This window comes from Rhodococcus sp. G6(2025), assembly GCF_058628105.1.
Genome location: NZ_CP179750.1, coordinates 5,990,263 through 6,010,082, shown reverse-complemented (window position 1 = coordinate 6,010,082; position 19,820 = coordinate 5,990,263). Strand labels below are relative to the sequence as shown.

The following is a 19,820-nucleotide window of genomic DNA, read 5'->3' as shown; positions in this document are numbered from 1 at the left end:
GCGAACATCACACCTGGCCAGGACGCTGGGCCCCGCTCGGAGATGCACGGACATTGGTCAGATGCGGACGCTATTGCGGGTGCGGGTAACTATTCCGTGGGCGTTTGTGGGCTGACCTCAGTCGGTGAGGTCGATGCGGACGGTCAGGAGGTCGGTGCCGACGGCCCGGACGGCGACGCTGTTCATCCGGGGAAGCTGCGCCAACCGGGCGCGGGCGTCGTCGTCGGGAAGCAGCGTCGCGGTACCCGCGTGCCACCTGCCGTGAATCCGCAGCCGAACGGCATTGTTCGCGCGGATGTTGCGGATGTAGTTCGACCGTTCACCGAATTCGGACACCAGCCAGAACTCGGTGCCCGTGCGCCGGCCGCCGATGGGCGTGACGCGGGGCTGCCCGCTGACGCGGCCGGTGGTCTCGAGGAGCGTCTGGCTCGACAGTCGCCTGGAGAGCGGGTTGGCGACGTGCCGCTGGAATTGCATGACGATCCGTCGTTTGATCGCGTCGAGGTCGGCCATGACGAGAGCCTTCCACGTGCGGAAGGCCCTCGTCGACTATTTCGCTACTTCGCGGCGACCGGTTCGTCGTCCTCGAACGGGTCGCCGGTCCGTTCGGCGTTGTAGCGGGCTTCGTCGAGGATGCCTTCCCGCTTCGCGACGATCGTCGGGACGAGAGCCTGCCCGGTGACGTTGACCGCGGTGCGGCCCATGTCGACGATCGGTTCGACGGCGAGTAGCAGGCCCACACCGGCGAGGGGCAGTCCCAGCGTCGACAACGTGAGCGTCAGCATGACGGTGGCGCCGGTGGTGCCCGCGGTGGCCGCGGATCCGATCACGGAGACCACGATGATCAGCAGGTAGTCGGTGAACGACAAAGGCACACCGTAGAACTCGGCGACGAAGATCGCGGCGATCGCGGGATAGATGGCAGCGCAGCCGTCCATCTTGGTGGTCGACCCGAGCGGCACCGCGAACGACGCGTACTCGCGGGGGACACCGAGATTGCGTTCGGTGACCCGCTCGGTGAGGGGCAGGGTGCCGATCGACGAACGGGAGACGAAGCCGAGCTGCGTGGCAGGCCAGACGCCGGAGTAGAAGGCGCGCACCGACAGTCCGTGCGCGCGGATCAGGACGGGGTAGACGACGAGGAACACGATGGCCAGGCCGATGTAGACGGCGGCGGTGAACCAGCCGAGCGAGCCGATGGCGTCCCAGCCGTAGGTGGCGACGGCGTTCGCGATCAGCGCGGCGGTCCCGATCGGTGCGAGGCGGATGATCCACCACAGCACCTTCTGCACGATCGCGAGCAGCGACGCGTTGAACTGCAGGAACGGTTCGGCCTTGGCCCCGACCTTCAGTGCGGCGATGCCGATCGCGGCCGCGACGACGAGCAACTGCAGCACGTTGAAACTCAGCGACGTGCTGGCGGCGCCCTCGGTGAGGGTGGTCTTCGCGTTCAGGCCGAGGAAGTTGCTGGGCACGAGGCCCGTGACGAACGCCCACCACGAGCCGGTGGTGGCCGGTTCCTTGCCGGCGCCGGTGACGGTCGTGTGGGATCCGGGCTGGGTGACGAGTCCGATGACGATCCCGATGACGACGGCGATGAACGCGGTGATCGCGAACCACAGCAGTGTCTGGACCGCGAGGCGCGCGGCGTTCGCCACCTCGCGCAGGTTGGCGATCGAACTGACGATGGCCGTGAACACCAGCGGGATCACCGCGACGGTAAGGAGTTTCACGTAACTGGAGCCGATGGTGTGGACGGTTCCGACGAGCCAGTTCTCGTTGCCGTCGGCGGCGACGGGCATGGCGCGGGCGACGAGTCCGAGGATGACGCCGACGACGAGCCCGGTGACGATCTGGGGGCCGAAGGATGTGGCCCACTGGGGTAGACGGCGTCGAGAGGTGGTCTCGGCGCGCGTGGACAGCGCGGGACTGGGCATGGGTGTGCCTTTCGCATGGGGCCGTGGAACGTCGCCCGGTGGGGCGGATACGGCGAGAGAGAGTCCTGAGTGGAGAGGTGCGTCAGCGCGAGCGCGGACAGATTGCGCTCGCCTGCAGGCGGAGGTCGACGTAGCGCCGAGAGGTCAGGAACAACACTGCGGGAACAATACTCCCGGTGGCGGCGCGCGTTTACTCCGGTTCGGCCTCGCCCGGATACCAGCGGGCGTAGACGTCGGGGTGCGCGCGGGTGCGGCTCTTCCACGCGTTCTCGCCGTACGTGCGATAGAGCGGATTCGCCGGATCGAGTTCGATGCCGCGGGCACGTTCGGCCAGGTGCGGCGGCAGCCCGATGGTCGGGACCGTGGCGTCGAGGGCAGGATTGAGGAAGTACGGCACGGACAGTCGCTCGGGCGCACCGGCCGGGGTGAGCACGCGGTGCCGGGTGGCCCTCAGGTACCCGCCGGTCGCGACCTCGAGCAGTTCGCCGATGTTCACCACGAACGAGCCGGCGCGGGCAGGCGCGTCGATCCAGTCGCCGGTCTCGGTTTCCACCTGGAGTCCCGACGACCCGGGTTCGAGGAGCAGCATCGTCAGCACGCCGGAATCCTTGTGGGCGCCGACGCCCTGCTCTCCGGTGTGGTCGGCGCTCGGCCGTTCCGGATAGCGGACGACCTTGATCAGCGTGGCGGGGGCGTGCGCGAATGCGTCGTCGAAGATCGCCGGATCGGCGTCGAGTGACGCGGCCCAGTGCCGCAGCAGTCGCATCCCGACGTCGGCGAGTGCGGCGTCGAGGGCCTCGATCGTCTTCTCGAGGTCGGGGAGATCCGCGGGCCATTGATTGGGACCCTGCAGTCGCAGGTAGCCGGCGGCACCGGGGATCGGCTGCCGCTCGGGGCCGATGTCGATCTGTTCCCGCCAGTCGGTCTCGCCGTTGGTCAGTTCGCCGCCCACCCGGTTGTAGCCACGGAAATGGGGGCTGTTCAGCATGGCGATCGACTGCTTGGAGGCCTCGGGCAGGGCGAAGAACTCCCTCGCGACGGTGAACACGCGGTCGAGCAGTTCGCGGTCGACGCCGTGCCCGTCGAGGTAGAAGAACCCCACGTGGTGGGTGATCTCCCGCAGCCGTTCCCGCCCGACCGGAGTGTCCAGTTCGGCGAGGTCGATGACGGGGAGCATCCCTCCACGGTATGCCCGCTTCGTCGTGGTGTCAGGTCTCCCGGCGGCGCTCGAGCAGCACGCTGTCGTGCCAGACGCCGTCGATCTGCGCGAGCCGACGCCGTACCCCGACCGTCCGGTAGCCGACCGCGTGTTGCAGCGCGATGGACCCGGTGTTCACGGCCAGCACCGAGGCCTGGAGCGTCCAGATGCCCGAGAAGTCCGCCTCGTCGATGAGCCGCCGCATCAGCGCGGTCCCGACGCCCGCGCCGCGGAACTCCCTGTCCGTGTACACGGAGTTCTCGGCCACCCCGCGGAAGCAGCGCCGCGAGGACACGGGGGACAGGGCCGCCCATCCGGCGACCGTCCCGTCCACCTCCGCCACCCAGCGGTGCCCGCCCAGCCAGCGCGCGTCCAGTTCCGACCGTGTCGGGGTCTCGGTGTCGAAAGTGGCCAGCCCGCCGGCGATGCCCTCCGAATAGATCCGGAGCACCGACCCCCAGTCACCCGCATCGAGCCGGCGGACGGTGATCGGCGGAATCGTGGAGGTGTGGCCATGAAATGCTGTGACACAACGTAATCGAGGATCGGGTTCTGAAGGGACGAGGGCAAACATGGCGCCAGCTTAGCGGCTCGACGTGCCCATGTGGGGTGCCACGTTTCGGGGCGAATGTACCTTCGGGCGCCTCGGCAGCGCCGACGGGTACATTCGCCCGGCGAGGTCGGGAGCTCAACCCGGTGTCGTGACGCTCACTGCCGCAGCCGGATCCACGTCGTCTTCAGCCCGGTGTACTTGTCCATCGCGTGCAGGGAGAGGTCGCGGCCGAACCCGGACTGTTTGAACCCGCCGAACGGGGTCTGCGCGCTGATGGCGTCGACGGTGTTGACGGAGACGGTCCCCGCCCGCAGTGCCGCGGAGACGCGGTGCGCCCGGTTCAGGTTCTCGGTCCACACCGAGGCGGCCAGGCCGTAGATGCTGTCGTTACCCATCCGGACGGCGTCGGCCTCGTCGGTGAACGTCTGGACGGTGAGGACGGGGCCGAACACCTCCCGGGTCACCACCTCGGCGGTGGGTGCGACGTCCGCGAAGATCGTCGGCTCGACGAAGGACCCGCGGCCGTCGACGGTGGTCCTGTTGCCGCCCAGCAACACCCGGCCCTCGGACCGGGCCCGGTCGATGAACCCCGCGACGGTGCGAGCGTGGTTCTCGTCGACGATCGCACCCAGCGTGGAGGCGGGATCGAGCGGATTGCCGGGGCGGATCGACGACGCCCGGCGGACGAGGGCCGCGGTCACCTGTTCGGCCACCGACTCCTCGACCAACAACCGGGAGTTGGCCGAGCACACCGCGCCCTGGTTGTAGAACGCGCCGAAGACCGCCTTCTCCACCGCCTCGTCGAGATCGGCGTCCGCGAACACCAGGTTGGGACTCTTGCCTCCGCATTCGAGCCAGACCTGCTTCAGATTCGAGTCCGCCGCATACCGGAGGAACCGCTTCCCGGTCGCGGTCGAGCCGGTGAAGGCGAGAACGTCGACGTCGGGATGCAGGCCCAGCGCCGCCCCGGCGGTGGCGCCGAACCCGGGGACGACGCCCAGGACGCCGTCGGGCAGGCCCGCCTCGGCGGCGAGCTCGGCCAGCCGCAGCACCGACAGCGGAGCCTGCTCGGCGGGTTTGAGGACGACGCTGTTGCCCGCCGCCAGGGCCGGCGCCAGCTTCCACACCGCGAGGTCGAGTGGGAAGTTCCACGGGACCACCGCCCCGACGACCCCGAGGGGTTCGCGGGAGACGAGCGCGAGACTCCCGGGATCGGTGGGCGCGATCTCCCCGCCGATCTTGTCGAGGGCCTCGGCGTAGAACCTGAAAAGCTCGGCGGCCGAGGGGACGTCGACGGTCAGCGCCTCCACCACGAGCTTGCCCATGTCGAGGGAGTCGAGCAGGGCGAGCTCGTGACGGTGTTCGAGGATCAGCTCGGCGAGCCGGAGCAGGACCCGCTTGCGGTGGGACGCCGGGCTCCGCGACCAGACGCCCGAGTCGAACGCCTCGCGCGCAGACCGCACCGCGGCATCGACGTCCGGGGCGTCCGCGGCCGCCACCCGTGCCAGCAGCTCACCGGTGGCCGGGTTGATCGAGTCGTACGTCTCGTCCGACTTGGCGGGACGGAACGCGCCGTCGATGAAAAGCTCCCGGCGCGGCGTGATTGTCGCGGCGAGCCGGGTCCAGTCGTCGAGTGTGGTCGGATCAGGCATCGTCATCCCTCGGGTTCGAAAGTGGTGGTGTGCGATCAGGGAACATAGATGGCGAACTGTTTGAGCAGGGGCTCGTCGACGCGGTACTCGCCGCGCCACCCCCTGGTCAGGGTGAACGCGTCGCCGGGTCCGAAGGTGTGCGAGACGCCGTCGTCCGCTGTCAGCGTCACCGAACCCTCCAGCACCCGGGTGTATTCGTCGCCCGGGTAGGACTCGATGTACTCGCGATACGGCTCGGCGCGCCACGAGCCGACGGTGAACTTCTCGTCACCGCTGCTCAGGTGAACCATTTCGTGTTCCTTCGGATCGCCCGCCCGGAGCGTGTCCGCGGTGACGTAGGCGCTGGGCGTCATCGCCGCGATGTTCCGGGCGTCGGTCGGGATCGGGTGCACTGCGGTCATGGTGTTCCTCAGTTCTGTGCGGTGGCGAGCGGGGGGACGGAGAATTTCTCGACGGGTTCGATGGACAGTCCGGTGACTTCGCGTCGGAAGGCGACCGGACCCGGGGCCGGCGGTTCGTCCAGTTCCTCGGCGTACCGGTGCCCGGACCAGACCGCCGCCGCGATGGTGGACGGCGCCCAGGCGTCGCCGATGCCGCGGACACTGCGCAGGTCGGCGTCGGCCCATTCGGATTCGCGGGACTGCAGTTCGTGGAACAACCCGTCGTGTGGGAGTCGGGCGGTGACGAGGACGACGCTGTCCGCGTCGACGAACTGCTCGTCGCCGGTGAACGCGCACACGGTGCGGACGCCCTGGGGGGTGACCGCGGTGACGGCGCGGTTCACCTGAACGTGCACGCCGGCCTTGATGATTCGCTTGCGGATTCGGACCACTTCCATGGTGTTCGTCGTCCACTGCGACACGTGCGCGGCCGGCGTGATCAGGGTGACGTCGAATCCCTCCTTGGCGAGGAGTTCGGCGACGACCGCGCCGAGGTAGTAGTGGTCGTCGTCGAAGAGCACGACCTTGTTGCCCCGGGGGCGGAGCCCCGCCATTACGTCGTCGGGGGTCAGGACGTCGGCGTGCTCGTCGACGGGGACGGCGTGGGTGTGCCACCGGCCGACGCCGTCGCGGCGCCAGTGCGAGCCCGTCGCGACGACCACGTGGTGGAAGTCGTTCTCGATGACGTCGTCGGCGGTCATCTCGCTCTCCATGAACACGTCCACGTCGGGGAGCTTGCGGAGTTGCTGTTCGCGGTAGTCGACCACGCGGATCCACGCGGACAGTCCGGGAAGCCTGGACTCGCGGGTCACACGGCCGCCGAGTTGCCTGCTCGCCTCGGCGAGGCTGACGTGGTAGCCGCGTTGCCCGAGCGCGCGGGCCGCCTCGAGTCCGGCGGGGCCGGCGCCGACGACGAGGACGTTCGAATCGGTCGAGCGCACCTTGATTCGCTCCGGGTGCCAGCCGCGCCGGAACTCCTCGCCCATCGTCGGGTTCTGGGTGCAGCGGATCGGCGACATGGTGAAGTCGCCGGACACGCAGATGTTGCAGCCGATGCACTCCCGGATGTCCTCGAGGTTCCCTTCCTCGATCTTGCGGGGAAGGTACGGGTCGGCGATCGAGGGGCGGGCCGCCCCGATGAAGTCGAGGATTCCGCTCTTGACCTGGTGCAGCATCGTGTCGGGCGAGGTGAAGCGGCCGACGCCGACGACGGGTTTCGTGGTGAGCTGTTTCAGACCGCGTACGTATGGTTCCTGCTCCGCCTCGGGACCGAATCGCGACGTGACGGAGTCGTCCTCCCAGCTGCCCAGCACGAAGTCCCACAGATCGGGGGTCTCGCCGAGCAGGCCGATCACGTCCTCGATCTCGCTGCGGGTGATCCCCTCGTCGCCGAGGAGTTCGTCGACCGAGATGCGGCACGCCACGGCGGCCTTCCCGTCGGCGACCTCGCGTGAATCCTCGAGGATCTCGCGGAGCAGGCGAACCCGGTTGGTCAGGCTGCCGCCGTACTCGTCCGTCCGGTTGTTGTAGCGGCGGGACAGGAAGTGGTGCAGGCCGCCGATCGCGTGCCCGGCGTAGACGTAGACGATGTCGTATTCGGCCTTCAGCGACCGGCGCACCGCCTCCTTGTGCCAGTGCCGGAGGTCGGCGATGTCCGACTTGGTCATCGCCCTGGCCTGGATGGGGTCGTAGTTCCAGGAGACGACGGGCAGATTCTGCGGGCCGAGCGGGGTCTCGCGGCTGATCAGGTTGGGGCTGTTCAGGCCGTTGTGGGCGAGCTCAATGCCGGCGAGGGAGCCGCCCTCGTGAATCTTCTCGGAGATTCGGGTCAGGGCAGGCAGGTCCTGGTCGTCCCACAGGCGCAGTTCGATGAACGGGCCGATGTCCGAGGTGGGGTGGATCTCGACCTGCTCGGTGCAGACGACGGCCCAGCCGCCCTCGGCCTTGACGCGCCGCATGTACGCCTCCCCGGAGGGGTCGCGGTAGCCCATGCCGTTGCAGTGCGGGACTTGGAAGAATCTGTTGCGGGCGGTGACCGGTCCGATCTTGACCGGTTCGAAAAGGATGTCGTATCGCGGATCACGCACGGTGGGTTCCTCACGCTGTTCGGTTCGTGCAGTGCCAGAATCGTCGGTCCGCGCGACCACAACAGTCAACAGGATCTTTCCGTGCCACTGCATCAGTTATTCAGATGCCAACCCGGCGGCCTCCGCATCTGGAGAACTGATGCAGTACCCCGGATTTTTGTGCTGTACAGATTTGCCGGGTGCGGACGAGAGTAGTGACCGGCATCACTGCAACGTGAGAGGCACGATCGATGAGCGACAACACCCCCACCGCCCTGGCGGACGAACAGACACAACATCTCCAGAAGTCACTCGGCCGTTTCGACATCGTCTTCCTCATCGTCGCGGCGGTGGTGTCGGTCGAGGTTCTCGGTCAGGTCTCCACCTTCGGCGCGGAGACGTTCACGTGGGCACTGGTTCTCGCGGTGTTCTTCCTGCTGCCGTACGGCCTCATCTTCGCCGAGATCGGCAGCACGTTCACCGGCGAGGGCGGGGTCTACGTGTGGGTCCGGAGAGCGTTCGGCCGGCCCCTCGCCGCCCTCGCATCGCTGCTGACGTGGGTGACCCAGCCCGTGTGGGTCGGCGGGTCCATGGCGTTCATCGCCGCGGAGACCTGGAACCACTACGTCACCGCGTTCGAGGAAGGATCGGTGACGGACTACCTGTTCAAGCTCGTCTTCATCTGGCTGACGGTGCTCGCCGCCGTCGTGAGTCTGGCTCGCGGCAAATGGATTCCGACGGTCGGTGCGTTCCTCAAGATCGTCTTCCTGCTGTTCTTCCTCGTCACCACCGGCATCTACGCCGCGAAGAACGGCTTCGCCGGCATCTCGGCGGGCGACTTCAGCCCCACCCTGACCGGGCTCCTCGGTGTGACGCCGCTGCTGCTGTTCTCCTACCTCGGTTTCGAATCCGGCAACAGCGCCGCCGGGGAAATGAAGAACCCCGCCCGCGACGTCCCGATCTCGATCGCCCGCGCCTGCGCCATCGCCGCCGCGTCCTACCTGCTGCCGATCTTCGCCATCCTGCTCGTCGTACCCGCGGACGACATCACCGGTGTCGGCGGACTCCTCGAGGCGGTCGCGACCGTGTACAGCGTCTACGGTCCCGCCGCACCCGCCATGCTGACCGTGACCGGGGTGATCTTCGCGGTGATCCTGATGACCCAGGGTGCGGCGTGGATGATCATCAGCGACCGCATGCAGGCGATGGCCGCGGCCGACGGTGCGTTCTTCGGCGGGTTCTTCGGCCGCTTCCATCCGCGTCTCGGAACGCCGGTGCGCGTCAACTTCCTGTCCGGAGTCGTCGCCACCGTCTTCATGGTCGCGGCCATGCAGATCACCGGATCCGGCGGCTCCATCTTCGCGGTCGTGCTCACCATCTCGATCTCGACGTTCCTGCTCAGCTACCTGATCGTCATCCCGTCGGCGGTCCGCCTGCGCACGCGTTTCCCGGACGTCGTGCGGCCTTTCCGGGTTCCCACCGGAAACGCGGGCTTCCGCGTCCTCGGCATCCTGTGCTTCGCGTGGGTGCTGCTCGGCTCCTGGGTGGCGGTCTTCCCGGGCACCCTGGAATCGGTCTTCGGCCTGGACTACGACTTCGAGGAGATCTGGGGAGTGAGCCAGGGGACGTTCGAACTGTTCACCCTCGGGACGCTGGCCGTGCTCGCGCTACTCGGCGCCGTCGGATACGTGCGCGGCACATCCGTGCGGTCCGCGAGTGGCCCGCGCCCCACCCGGGAAGACGGCCCCGGATCGCAGCCGGATCCCGATCTCGTGAACGCCGACATCCGCTGACGGTGTCGCGTCCGCCGCGTGTGTCGTGGGTGGCTCCCCGGTCGGAGACCTGCAATCCTGGTGGCCTCAGATCCCGAGGAGAGCGCATGCAACGACGACCCGACGTGACGTTCACCCAACTGAGGTATTTCGTCGAGGCCGCGAACTTCTCCAGCATGACGAAGGCCGCCGACGAACTGATGGTCGCGCAGTCGGCGGTCTCCTCGGCGATCTCCCAACTCGAGCATCAGATCGGCACCCAGCTCTTCATCCGGCAACGGTCCCGCGGACTGGTCCTCACCGCGGCGGGGGAGGAGATGCTCCGCGACACCCGCAGCGTCCTCGCCCACCTCGGTGAGGTTCTCGACGCGGCCCGCGGTCACGAGGACAACGTGCGGGGAACGGTGCGCCTGGCCTGCTTCGTCACCCTCACACCGTTCATCCTCCCGACACTGATCTCGGACCTGCGCGATCAGCACCCCGACCTGGAGGTCGAGGTCGTCGAGACGCAAGCGGAGGCGGTGCGGGCGGCGCTGCGCAACGGCACCGCAGAACTGGCCCTGACCTACGACCTCGCGCTGGGCGACGACATGGAGACGGAGACGCTCGGGGTCGCCAGGCCGCACGTCATCCTTCCGCCGGACCACCGGCTGGCCGGACACGACGCGATCACCCTCGCCGACCTCGAGGGCGAACCCATGGTGTTGCTGGACCTGCCGAGCAGCCGCGACTACTTCCTGGCGATGCTGTCGGCGGCGGGGGTCACGCCTGTGGTCCGGTACCGGTCCGCGAGCTACGAAACGGTGCGCGGACTCGTCGCCCGCGGCCACGGCTTCTCGATCCTCAACCAGCGGCCCGCCGAAGGCCGAACCTACGACGGCGGACGGGTCGCGACGCTGCCCATCGCCGACGACGTTCCCGGCCTCCCCGTGGTACTCGCCCGGCTGAAGGGTGTGCGGAGCACGGCGCGGGCCCGGGCCGTCGCCGAACGGGCGCGGGCCGTGTTCGCGAAACAGGCGGGTTCGGCCCGCTAGAACGGCCACCCCATCTGGGCGTCGCGGTCGGCGCCGAAGGCGTGATCGACACGGTCGAGGACGCCGGGATCCGCGGCCTGCAGCCGGTTCGCGGCCGCGAAGGTGCGTGCCCGGTGGGCGCCGAGATACAGGCTGCCCAGCACGTCCAGGTCGAGCACCACCTGCGGGGTGGAGTCGGTCGGGGTGCACATCGCGGTGCCGTCCCGCACGGTCAGCGCGAACCGCCCGCCGGCGTCCAAAAATCCGTCGTCGACCTGGATCACGACGTCGAAGTCTGTTCGGTACCTGCGGGCCTCGAGCGCGGCGGGCACGTCCATGATCCGGACCCACAGCTCGTCGTGACGCGAGGTGGTGCGCACCAGCCGGCCGTCGGTCAGCAGATACGGCAGTGGGTCCTCGGGGGTGAGGTGCGCTTCGATGCGCCGCACGAGGTCCAGGCCGAGCAGTGCCCGCCACACCGCGGCGTGCGCGTCCCGCGTGACCGTGCGGATCTCCTCCACCCGGGCGACGGTTCCGTTGTCGCCGGACACGCGACGGTAGAGCACGTAACCGTCGTCGTGCACGAGCCCGAACAGGCTTGTGCCGCCGCCGCGCTCGCTCTCACGGTCGGCGAAGATCCGATTCCACACGATCTCGGGCCGCACCTGCGCCCCCGGGGTCACCCGTTGCCAGCGGTCGTAGACGTCGGTGAACGCGGCCCGGGCCTCCGCCGGATGGACCATCCGCACACCACCCGGATCCGGTGCCTTCGGATGCGGCACGGCGAATCGGCGGTCGATGCTCGACGTGGTCTCGATGGTTGCGGGTCCGTACCCGAAGCGTCCGTAGATCCCGCCCTCACTGGCCGTGAGGAGCGACAGCGGTACCCCCGACGTCCGGATGCGGTCGTGATGTTCGGCGTAGAGCGCGCGAAGGAGACCGCGGCGTCGATGGGTGGGCGCGACCGTCACCGCGGTGACGCCCGCCGCGGGAACGCCCTCGCCACCGGGAACGGTGACGGTCATGGGGATGTCCATGGTGGCGCCGACCACCGCGTCCTCGTCGACCGCGATGATCGGCGGCGCGCCGCTGACGAGTTGCCTCCAGTGGGCGGTGAACTCCTCGTTCTGCGGTGTCACGAAGCAGATCTCGTTGAGCAGGGTGATCTTCGGCCAGTCCTGTTCGGTCGCCGTTCTGATCGTGATGCCGGCGGTGGTCGTCGTCATGTCCCGACACTGGCACACCCCACGTGGACGCGCAGCCGAATTTCGGCCTCCGACCCCTGTTGCCTCATGTCAAGATGCCCGCGAAGTCTGATTCGTTGACTCATCGAGAAGTGCCCGCGTGAGAGGGGCTCTCCTCGTGGGTGTGTTCTTGGCGGTGGCGAGGGCGATGAGCTCGGTGGTCAATGCCTGGATCTGACGCTGGACGGCGGCGGGGTTGATGGTCGAGTACGTGTCGGCGAGGATGGCCTTGTCCTCTCCGGTGACGGCCTCGTGCTGGTCTGCACGCCGATGCGGAGTGGTGGCGATGTCGTACTTCTTGGTCACCTTCGCGCCGTCACGTTCTTTCGACACCAATTTCTGCTGTGGGTAGAAGTAGTTCGTTAGCTGCGACTGCAGAACCCAGATCTGATTGAGCAGCAACAACTCTGCAGAGGTGTCATAGCGGAGATAGCCGACGATGGTGCGTACTACGGCCCAGTTCTTCTGCTCGACGTGTGCCCCGTCGTTGGAGTTTCCGGGACGCGAGCGGGTGAAGGTGATCTGCTGTCTGTTGCACCAGTCGAGCAGGTGGTGGTTGATGAACTCGCTGCCGTTGTCGGAGTCGACGCCGAGGAGTGGGAACGGCATGATGGCAGCGATCTCGTCGAGTGCGGCGATGACCCATTTGCGGGCCTTGTTGCGCACACTGCGGTTCTCGGTCCAACCGGTGGCGATGTCGGTGACCGTCAGCGTGTAAGCGTGCTCACCGACGGCGTTGCCGCCCTCGTGGCCGACCAGGTCGATCTCGACGAACCCCGGCGCCGCATCATCCCACTGCGCCCAGGTGCGGATCGGGATCTGGGACTTGAGCAGGGAACCGGGCTTGGTATGTGATCGGCCCTTGAGTTCATGGTTCTTGCGTTCGGGCGCCAGCCGTCGGTCGATGGTGGCTGCAGACATGCCGACCAGCAACAGTGCGGTAGCGTCGTCGATGTCGAGTTCACCGAACGCACGCAGAATGGGCACGAGGTCTGGCAGTGCCGGCGCAAGCCGCTTCCCGGCAGGCATCCCCAGCACCGCCCAGCAGAAGATCAACGCTGCAACAACGTTCGGCCCGTACGTCGGTGGGCGCCCGGTTCGGGGACGGACCACCTTCGGAATCAACGCTGCCCGCAATGCCTTGCGGGCGTGGTCGCGATGCCAGCCGGTCGTGGCGCACAGTTCGTCTAGGATCTTCGCTTTGCCCGGCTTGTCGGCGCGCTTGTAGCGGGTCGCGATCGCCGTGGTGACGGCTCTGCGTTCAGCCATGGTCAGTCCCATCCTCCGGCCCTACCCTCGACCACCACACCGACGTGATCGACACGCCGCTACGCGGGCGTTCTCACGTGAGGCAACGAAGGGGCTTACGCGGGCATTTTGGATGAGTCAACGCGCGACCTTGACCCGGTACGTGTCTTCGGAGAGTCTGAGACCCTGCCGACCGGTGAGGGGGTGACGTCACGGTGTCGAGTGACCACACCTCGTCCGCACCTCGCCGAACGCTCCGGCTGCGCCGGGAGTCCTGGGGATTCGTCATCGGCTCCTTCCTGTTCGGGATGGCGGCCACGCGGGTGTACGGGCAGGCGGTCGGCCCCGAGATCGACAACATCACCTACTTCGTCGGATCGCTGTTCTTCACGACCGCCGGATTCATCCAGTTGCGGCTCAGCGGCAGGCCGGTGCCCGGGGAGGAATCCGCGACGGTCGAACGCTACGACTGGTGGGCGGCGCTGATCCAGTTCGTCGGCACCCTGCTGTTCAACGTGAGTACCGGCGTCGTGCTGATCCAGAGCCTCACCGTCGAACAGGACCGGGTGTGGGGGTGGAGTCCCGACCTCTTCGGGTCGACGGCGTTCCTCGTCGCCAGCGGTCTGGCGGTGGTGGCCACCACCGAAACCGACAAGCTGTGGGATCCGCATGCGCGCAACTGGCGCAGCACCTGGCTGAACATGATCGGGTCGATAGCGTTCGGTGTGTCCGCGGTCGGCGCGTACATCGTGCCCGGCACCGACGCGCTGAAGAACGCGGCGGTCGCCGATCTGGGCACGTTCGTGGGCGCGGTCTGCTTCCTCGTGGCCGCACTGCTGATGCGCCCGCCTCACCCCAGGTATTCGCCGAACCAGGCGAGGACACGTTCGTAGGCCTCGGCTGCCGCGGTCGCGTTGTAGCGGGGCCCGGTGTCGTTGAAGAACGCGTGATCGGCACCCGGAATCGTGACGATCTCATGCGGTAGCCCCGCCTTCGCGAGTGCGGCGGCCGCGGCGTCGCGGGACGCGTTCACCCGGGCGTCCAGTTCCGCGTAGATGGCGAGGACCGCGGCCTTCGACCCGGAGAAGTCGGCGCCCTCGGGCAGGGGACCGTAGAAGGGGACTGCCGCCGCCAGCCGCGGCTCGCCGGACGCGAGGAGTTGCCACACCATCCCGCCGCCGAAGCAGAACCCGACCGCCGCCATCTTCTCGTCCGGCACCCGACGCCCGAGTTCGTCGATCCCGGCCTTCATGTCGGCGACGAAGCGTGCCGGCGGCACGGTGGCCAGCGCGGCGGTGGCCTGCGCCTGATCGGTGAACGTTGCGGTCCCGCCCTCTTCCGAGAGCAGGTCGAGGGCGAGCGCGGAGTAGCCGGCACCCGCGAATCGTCCCGCCACCGAACGGATGTGGTCGGTCAGGCCCTTGTTCTCGTGTATGACGAGGACCGCTCCGCGAGGTGTGGCGGCGTCGGCCCACGCGCCCTGCAGGACGCGGCCGTCCGGACCGGGGAACGTCACCGCTTCGGTCTCGACGGCCTCGGCCGCTCCCGGCGGCGGGGGCGTCGCCCCGCCGGGTGTCACCGGCGCCGAGGTCGGCGACTCGTCGCTGTCGGTGGAACAGGCGGCGAGCAACGAGGACGCCGCCGCCACGCCGAGGCCGATGAGTCCGAGTCTGCGCAACGCCTCGCGGCGGGACAGCAGCCCGTCGGCATGATCGATCGCGATCTCTTCGGCGATATAGCGTTGCAGTGGCGTCATGATCGTCCCCGTCCGCATCGGCTGATGTAGGGAATTATCCCTGGTCGAACCCGTGATCGACATCGGTTCCCAGTTCATCACTTTTCCTTATGCAGTGCGCCACTTATCTGTGTTGTACAGATTTCACCGGGGACCTCAAGATTGGTGCAACGGCACGAACTCCTCGCTCACCGCACACAGAAAGGAGCCCGTCATGCCGATCGCTGACCGTCACCCAGCCGTCGAAACGACGGCCCGAACATCGGTGGCCTCACCGATGCCGGACAACTCGACCGCGAACTTCGTCATGGCCATGAGCGCTGTCGCGACCGGAGTCACCGTCGTCGCGACCGACGGTCCCGGCGGTCGCGCCGCCCAGACCGTGAGTGCGATGTGCTCCGTCTCGGCCGACCCGGCGCTGGTGCTGGTCTGCCTGCACGGACGAAGCCCGGTCAACGACGCGATTTCCGAGAACGGTGTCTTCTGCGTCAATGTGCTTGCCACCCAGCACGATCACGTCGCCGACACCTTCGCCGGCCGGCCCTGGCCGGGCAAGCAGCGGTGGGACTTCACCTGCGGGCACTGGACCGTGGCCGAATCCGGCTCACCCCGCGTCCACGACGCGATCGCGTCGTTCGACTGCGCCGTCCACGACGTCATCGAGGCCGGTACCCACCGTGTCTACATCGGACGCGTCGCCGCGGTGGAGGCGCACCCCGGCGAACCGCTCGTGTACGCCTCCCACACCTACAGCAAGCCTGCAGCATTCGAACCTTCCACCTTCCCCGACTACCCGGACGCACACCCCGCGCCGAGGACCAGGAGCACGAAATGATCCGCACCGGAGACGAATACAGGGAGTCCATCAGGGACGGCCGCGAGGTCTGGGTCGACGGGGAACGCGTCAAGGACGTGGCCGACCACCCCATGTTCAAGCCGATCGTCGACGTGCGGGCACGCATCTACGACCTCGCGCACGACGAGGCCACGCAGGACGCGATGACCTACGTCGACCCCGAATCCGGCGAACGCAACGCCATCGCCAACAAGCTTCCCCGCACGCAGCAGGACTGGCTCGACAAGCGCGCCGCCGTCGACCTGGTCCTCGAGGACACCCGCGGCGTGGTCACCCGCGTCGGTGACGAGACCATCGGCGAGATGTGGTCGCTGTTCGACGGTCAGGACGTCCTCAACGAGGTCGACCCGCGCTTCTCGGAGAACATCCGCCGCCACCTGGACCGGTCGGTCCGGGAGGACCCGTTCCACGTGTCGGCGAACACGGACCCCAAGGGCGATCGGTCCAAGTCGCCGCAGGATCAGGACCCCGACATGCTCCTGCACGTCGTGAAGGAGACCGACAACGGCATCGTCGTGCGCGGCGCGAAGTACGAGACCGCCGCCGCCTACTCCAACCAGGCGTTCACCAAACCCACCATTGCCAACTGGGGAAACAGTGAACTGTCCGACTACGCCGTCGGATTCGTGCTCGACATGGGCGCGCCGGGGCTGAAGTACATCTCCCGCAACGGGTTCGCCGGCCGCGCGCCGTCCGCCGATTACCCGCTCGCCAACCGGGTCGACGAGGTGGAGTCCCTCGTCGTGTTCGACAACGTCGAGATCCCCTGGGAAGACGTGCTGTTCTACCGGCACACCCGGGCGGCCACGTTCATCCGCTCCACCCTGCACCGCTACAGTGCGTTCCCGTTCGTGCAACGCACGCTGCACCTCGCCGATCTGATGATCGGATCCGCATTGTGGAACGTCAAGCAGAGCGGCCTCGAGAAGCAGCAGGCGGTGCAGGAGAAGCTCGCCCAGCTCGCCTGCTACCGGGAGACGATCAACGCCCACCTCACCGCGGCCATCTCACTCGCCGAGCCCAGCCCGGGTGGCCTGCTCATGCCCAACCAGTCACTGCTCTACACCGGCCGGGTGATGGCGCTCAGCCAGCTACCCGCGATGATGCACATCGCCCGCGAGCTGTGCGGCGGCCAGATCTGCATCACCCCGGACGCCGCCACGTTCGCCGACCCCGACGTCGCGCCGTGGCTGGAGAAGTTCTACTCCATCAACGACAACTGGGTGGCCGACGACCGTCGCAAGCTTCTCGCGTTCGCCCGCGACCTGCTCAACAGCGACTACGCGGGACATCGCCTGACGTTCCAGCTCTTCGCCCAGTCACCACCGTTCGCGCAGCTCGCCGCCGTCTACCGCAACTTCGACTTCGACGGGCCGCTCGGGCTGGTCAAGGCCGCAGCGGGGCTGTCGGACAACGTCGACGGGGGTGCGGCATGACCACCCACACCCGCATCCGCCCGTTCAACACCCGCGACACGTACCCGGAACAGAACCTCGACAACGATCTCGCGCAAGCGGTCGTCGCCGGCGGAGTCGTGTATCTCCGCGGGCAGATCGGTCAGGACCTCGACACCCGGGAGTCGGTGGGAATCGGTGACGTCGAGGCCCAGGCCGAGAAGGCGATGGCGAACATCGCGATGCTGCTGAAGGAATCGGGCAGCCGGCTCGAGGACGTCGTCAAGGTCACCATCTACCTGGTGGACGTCCGGTACCGCGAGACCGTCTACCGGGTGGTCGGACGCTGGCTGAAGGGTGTGCACCCCGTGTCCACCGGCATCGTCGTCGATGCCCTCGCCCGGCCCGAATGGCTCGTCGAGATCGACGCGACGGCAGTGATCGGCTCATGACGTTCTCACTCGTCGCCCGTGATTCCGGGGGCGCGTTCGGGATGGTCGTCTGCTCCTCCAGCCCCGCCGTGGCCGCACGCTGCCTGCACGTGCGGTCCGGGGTCGGTGTCGTCGCCTCCCAGAACGTGACCAATCCGCAGCTGGGACCGCTCGGCCTCGACGCGCTCGCCTCGGGTGCGAATGCGGAGACCGCACTGAAAAGCGCACTTGCGCACGAGAAGTTCCCGGAGTACCGCCAGGTCGTCGTCGTCGATGCGGATGGCGGCACCGCCGTGCACTCGGGCGCGCAGACGCTGGGCATCCACAGCAGCGCGCAGGGCAGCGGCGCCGCCGTCGCCGGCAACATGCTCCGCGACGAAGGCGTCATCCGGTCGCTGCTGTTCGGCTACGTGTCGAGCACGGCCCCGACGTTCGAGGGCAGACTGCTCGACGGACTCACCGCGGCCGTCACCGCCGGCGGGGAGGCGGGGTCCGTGCACTCGGCGGGAATCCAGGTGGTCGAGGACGTGCCCTGGCCCGTCACCGATCTGCGCGTCGACTGGCACGACGACCCGGTCGGCGAACTGCGCCGGCTGTGGACGGTGTGGGAACCGCAGAAGCGGGACTACCGGGTGCGCGGTGTCGACCCGACGGCCGCCCCGTCCTACGGCGTGCCGGGGGACCTGTGAGCGCCGACGCCGCGGTTCGTGACGGAGCGAGGAAGGCGGAAGACCGGATCCTGGCTCTGTCGCACGACCTTCACGCCCACCCGGAGGTCGCGTGGGAGGAGGAACGTTCGTGCGTCCGGGTGGCCGGGGTGCTGTCGGACGCCGGTTTCACGGTCGAGCAGCAGTACGTCGGACTGCCCACCGCGTTCCGCGCGCACGTCGGTTCCGGACCGCTGCACCTCGCGGTCTGCGCGGAATACGACGCGCTCCCCGGGCTCGGGCACGCGTGCGGGCACAACGTCATCTCCGCCATCTCGGTGGGGACGGCGCTGGCTCTCGCCCCGCTCGTCGACGACCTCGGCATCACCCTGTCGGTGCTCGGCACCCCCGCCGAGGAAGGCGGGGGCGGCAAGATCGACATGCTCAAACGCGGAGCGTTCGAGGGCGTCCACGCCGCCGTCATGGCCCACCCCGGCCCGGTCGACGTCGCCCGGGCCGAACCGTACGCGGTGTCCCACAGCCACATCCGGTACGACGGCAAGGCGGCACACGCCGCCGCGTACCCGGAGCGGGGTGTCAACGCGGCCGACGCGTTCACGGTGGCGCAGGTCGCCATCGGGCTTCTCCGGCAACAGCTTCCGTCGAGCACGCGGGTGCACGGGATGATGACCCGCGGGGGAGAGGCGCCCAACGCCATTCCCCAGCGCACCGAAGGTCGCTGGTACGTGCGCGCGGAGACGCTGGAGGAACTGGCCCGCATCGAACCCCGGGTGGCCCGCTGCTTCGAGGCCGGCGCCATCGCAACCGGCTGTGAACTGACTATCGCCCCGGAAAGCGAACCGTACTCGGAGTTCCGCACCGACGAAGCGCTGCTCGCGTCGTACGTCCGGCACGCGGAGGGGCTGGGCCGCGTGTTCCGCACCGGCGCGGACTCGCTGATGAACCGGGCCTCCACCGACATGGGCAACGTCTCGCAGGTGATTCCCGCGATCCACCCCTACATCGGAATCGACTCCGCGCCTGCCGTCAACCATCAGGCCGAGTTCGCCGCGGCCAGCGCCGCGCCCGCTGCAGACCGGGCGGCCGTCGACGGTGCGCTGGCCCTCGCTCTGACCCTGCTCGACGCCTGCGGCTCCGCCACCCGTGAGTACTTGTTAACCGCCCGACGTTAAGAAGTACTCACGGGTGGGGCAAAGAATTCGAGCGCGATGTTGTCGGGGTCGCGGAACGAGATGCCGGAACCGTAGTGCGCCGTCTTGATGCCCCCGTGCTCGATGCCGAGGGCGTCGAGCCGCTCCACCCACCGGGGCAGCGCGTCGGGGGAACACTGGAACGCGATGTGGTCGAGTCCGACCTGCCGTTCGTCGAAACGTGCGGGAGCGCCGCTGTCGGGGTGCGTGTGGAGGCCGAAGAGCATGCCGCCGTCGAGCGCGAACACCGTGTGGTGGAAGGTTCCCGATTCCTCGTCCTCGTCGAGCACGGGGGCTGATCCGAACAGTGCGGTGTACCAGGCGGTGCTGGCCGGTAGGTCGGACACGGTGATCGCGACGTGGGTGAGGCCCGGGAAACTGGACATCTGCGACAACTTCCTTCTCCGGTGAATCGGTCTCTTC

19 protein-coding genes are annotated in these 19,820 nt (G+C 68.2%); 8 read left to right on the top strand and 11 right to left on the bottom strand.

Annotation, left to right across the window (positions count from 1 at the left end; genetic code table 11):
- Positions 1-117 precede the first annotated feature (117 nt).
- From ACLIVD_RS27820 to ACLIVD_RS27790, 7 genes are all read right to left on the bottom strand, one after another.
- A complete protein-coding gene (locus ACLIVD_RS27820; RefSeq protein ID WP_280782082.1) occupies positions 118-513 on the bottom strand; it encodes a nitroreductase/quinone reductase family protein in 396 nt (131 codons plus the stop codon).
- Positions 514-557: 44 nt separating this feature from the next.
- Complete coding sequence (locus ACLIVD_RS27815) at positions 558-1,937, bottom strand: dicarboxylate/amino acid:cation symporter (RefSeq protein ID WP_280782081.1); 1,380 nt, start codon at positions 1,935-1,937, stop codon at positions 558-560.
- Positions 1,938-2,127: 190 nt separating this feature from the next.
- Positions 2,128-3,114, bottom strand: a complete 987-nt coding sequence (locus tag ACLIVD_RS27810; RefSeq protein ID WP_317568445.1) for an isopenicillin N synthase family dioxygenase — start codon at positions 3,112-3,114, stop codon at positions 2,128-2,130.
- A 31-nt stretch (positions 3,115-3,145) separates the two neighbouring features.
- Complete coding sequence (locus ACLIVD_RS27805; protein WP_491930959.1) at positions 3,146-3,586, bottom strand: GNAT family N-acetyltransferase; 441 nt, start codon at positions 3,584-3,586, stop codon at positions 3,146-3,148.
- 257 nt (positions 3,587-3,843) lie between these two features.
- The gene (locus ACLIVD_RS27800; protein ID WP_491930958.1) at positions 3,844-5,340 is read right to left on the bottom strand and encodes an aldehyde dehydrogenase; all 1,497 of its coding nucleotides are present in this window, start codon (positions 5,338-5,340) and stop codon (positions 3,844-3,846) included.
- A gap of 35 nt (positions 5,341-5,375) precedes the next feature.
- Positions 5,376-5,741, bottom strand: a complete 366-nt coding sequence (locus ACLIVD_RS27795; RefSeq protein WP_283352664.1) for a cupin domain-containing protein — start codon at positions 5,739-5,741, stop codon at positions 5,376-5,378.
- Between the two features lie 8 nt (positions 5,742-5,749).
- On the bottom strand, positions 5,750-7,867 hold the full coding sequence (locus tag ACLIVD_RS27790; protein WP_491930957.1) for an oxidoreductase: 2,118 nt from the start codon (positions 7,865-7,867) through the stop codon (positions 5,750-5,752).
- A 230-nt stretch (positions 7,868-8,097) separates the two neighbouring features.
- Between ACLIVD_RS27790 and ACLIVD_RS27785 the strand changes: the two genes are divergently transcribed.
- Positions 8,098-9,639: an APC family permease gene (locus tag ACLIVD_RS27785; protein ID WP_061044389.1), complete on the top strand. Its 1,542-nt coding sequence runs from the start codon at positions 8,098-8,100 to the stop codon at positions 9,637-9,639.
- A gap of 86 nt (positions 9,640-9,725) precedes the next feature.
- Positions 9,726-10,652 (top strand): LysR family transcriptional regulator, encoded by a 927-nt coding sequence (locus tag ACLIVD_RS27780; RefSeq protein WP_061044390.1) that lies wholly within the window; start codon positions 9,726-9,728, stop codon positions 10,650-10,652.
- Here ACLIVD_RS27780 and ACLIVD_RS27775 read toward each other — a convergent pair.
- Both ACLIVD_RS27775 and ACLIVD_RS27770 read right to left on the bottom strand, forming a co-directional pair.
- Positions 10,649-11,857: an enhanced intracellular survival protein Eis gene (locus tag ACLIVD_RS27775; RefSeq protein WP_283331184.1), complete on the bottom strand. Its 1,209-nt coding sequence runs from the start codon at positions 11,855-11,857 to the stop codon at positions 10,649-10,651. The genes ACLIVD_RS27780 and ACLIVD_RS27775 overlap by 4 nt on opposite strands.
- 69 nt (positions 11,858-11,926) lie before the next feature.
- Positions 11,927-13,156 (bottom strand): DDE-type integrase/transposase/recombinase, encoded by a 1,230-nt coding sequence (locus ACLIVD_RS27770; protein ID WP_164060291.1) that lies wholly within the window; start codon positions 13,154-13,156, stop codon positions 11,927-11,929.
- 182 nt (positions 13,157-13,338) lie between these two features.
- Between ACLIVD_RS27770 and ACLIVD_RS27765 the strand changes: the two genes are divergently transcribed.
- Positions 13,339-14,016, top strand: coding sequence for a YrhK family protein (locus ACLIVD_RS27765; protein ID WP_317568450.1), 678 nt, complete (start codon positions 13,339-13,341; stop codon positions 14,014-14,016).
- On the opposite strand, the gene ACLIVD_RS27760 is transcribed toward ACLIVD_RS27765, so the two are convergent.
- Positions 13,974-14,879 carry a dienelactone hydrolase family protein gene (locus tag ACLIVD_RS27760; protein ID WP_491930956.1) on the bottom strand — a complete coding sequence of 302 codons (906 nt, stop codon included), beginning with the start codon at positions 14,877-14,879 and terminating at the stop codon, positions 13,974-13,976. The two genes, ACLIVD_RS27765 and ACLIVD_RS27760, sit on opposite strands and share 43 nt — an antisense overlap.
- Positions 14,880-15,072: 193 nt before the next feature.
- Here ACLIVD_RS27760 and ACLIVD_RS27755 point away from each other — a divergent pair, with 193 nt between their 5' ends.
- From ACLIVD_RS27755 to ACLIVD_RS27735, 5 genes are read left to right on the top strand one after another with little or no spacing between them, the layout of a single operon-like run.
- Entirely contained in the window at positions 15,073-15,693 is a 621-nt protein-coding gene (locus ACLIVD_RS27755) for a flavin reductase family protein (protein ID WP_491930955.1), read from the top strand.
- Positions 15,690-17,150 (top strand): 4-hydroxyphenylacetate 3-hydroxylase family protein, encoded by a 1,461-nt coding sequence (locus tag ACLIVD_RS27750; RefSeq protein WP_491930954.1) that lies wholly within the window; start codon positions 15,690-15,692, stop codon positions 17,148-17,150. Before ACLIVD_RS27755 ends, ACLIVD_RS27750 begins: the two co-directional genes overlap by 4 nt.
- Positions 17,147-17,560 carry a RidA family protein gene (locus ACLIVD_RS27745; RefSeq protein ID WP_283352669.1) on the top strand — a complete coding sequence of 138 codons (414 nt, stop codon included), beginning with the start codon at positions 17,147-17,149 and terminating at the stop codon, positions 17,558-17,560. Before ACLIVD_RS27750 ends, ACLIVD_RS27745 begins: the two co-directional genes overlap by 4 nt.
- On the top strand, positions 17,557-18,228 hold the full coding sequence (locus ACLIVD_RS27740) for a DUF1028 domain-containing protein (protein ID WP_491930953.1): 672 nt from the start codon (positions 17,557-17,559) through the stop codon (positions 18,226-18,228). Before ACLIVD_RS27745 ends, ACLIVD_RS27740 begins: the two co-directional genes overlap by 4 nt.
- Positions 18,225-19,379 (top strand): M20 family metallopeptidase, encoded by a 1,155-nt coding sequence (locus tag ACLIVD_RS27735; RefSeq protein ID WP_491930952.1) that lies wholly within the window; start codon positions 18,225-18,227, stop codon positions 19,377-19,379. Before ACLIVD_RS27740 ends, ACLIVD_RS27735 begins: the two co-directional genes overlap by 4 nt.
- Here the strand turns inward: ACLIVD_RS27735 and ACLIVD_RS27730 are convergent.
- Positions 19,376-19,783 (bottom strand): VOC family protein, encoded by a 408-nt coding sequence (locus ACLIVD_RS27730; protein ID WP_105413483.1) that lies wholly within the window; start codon positions 19,781-19,783, stop codon positions 19,376-19,378. The genes ACLIVD_RS27735 and ACLIVD_RS27730 overlap by 4 nt on opposite strands.
- Positions 19,784-19,820: the final 37 nt, after the last annotated feature.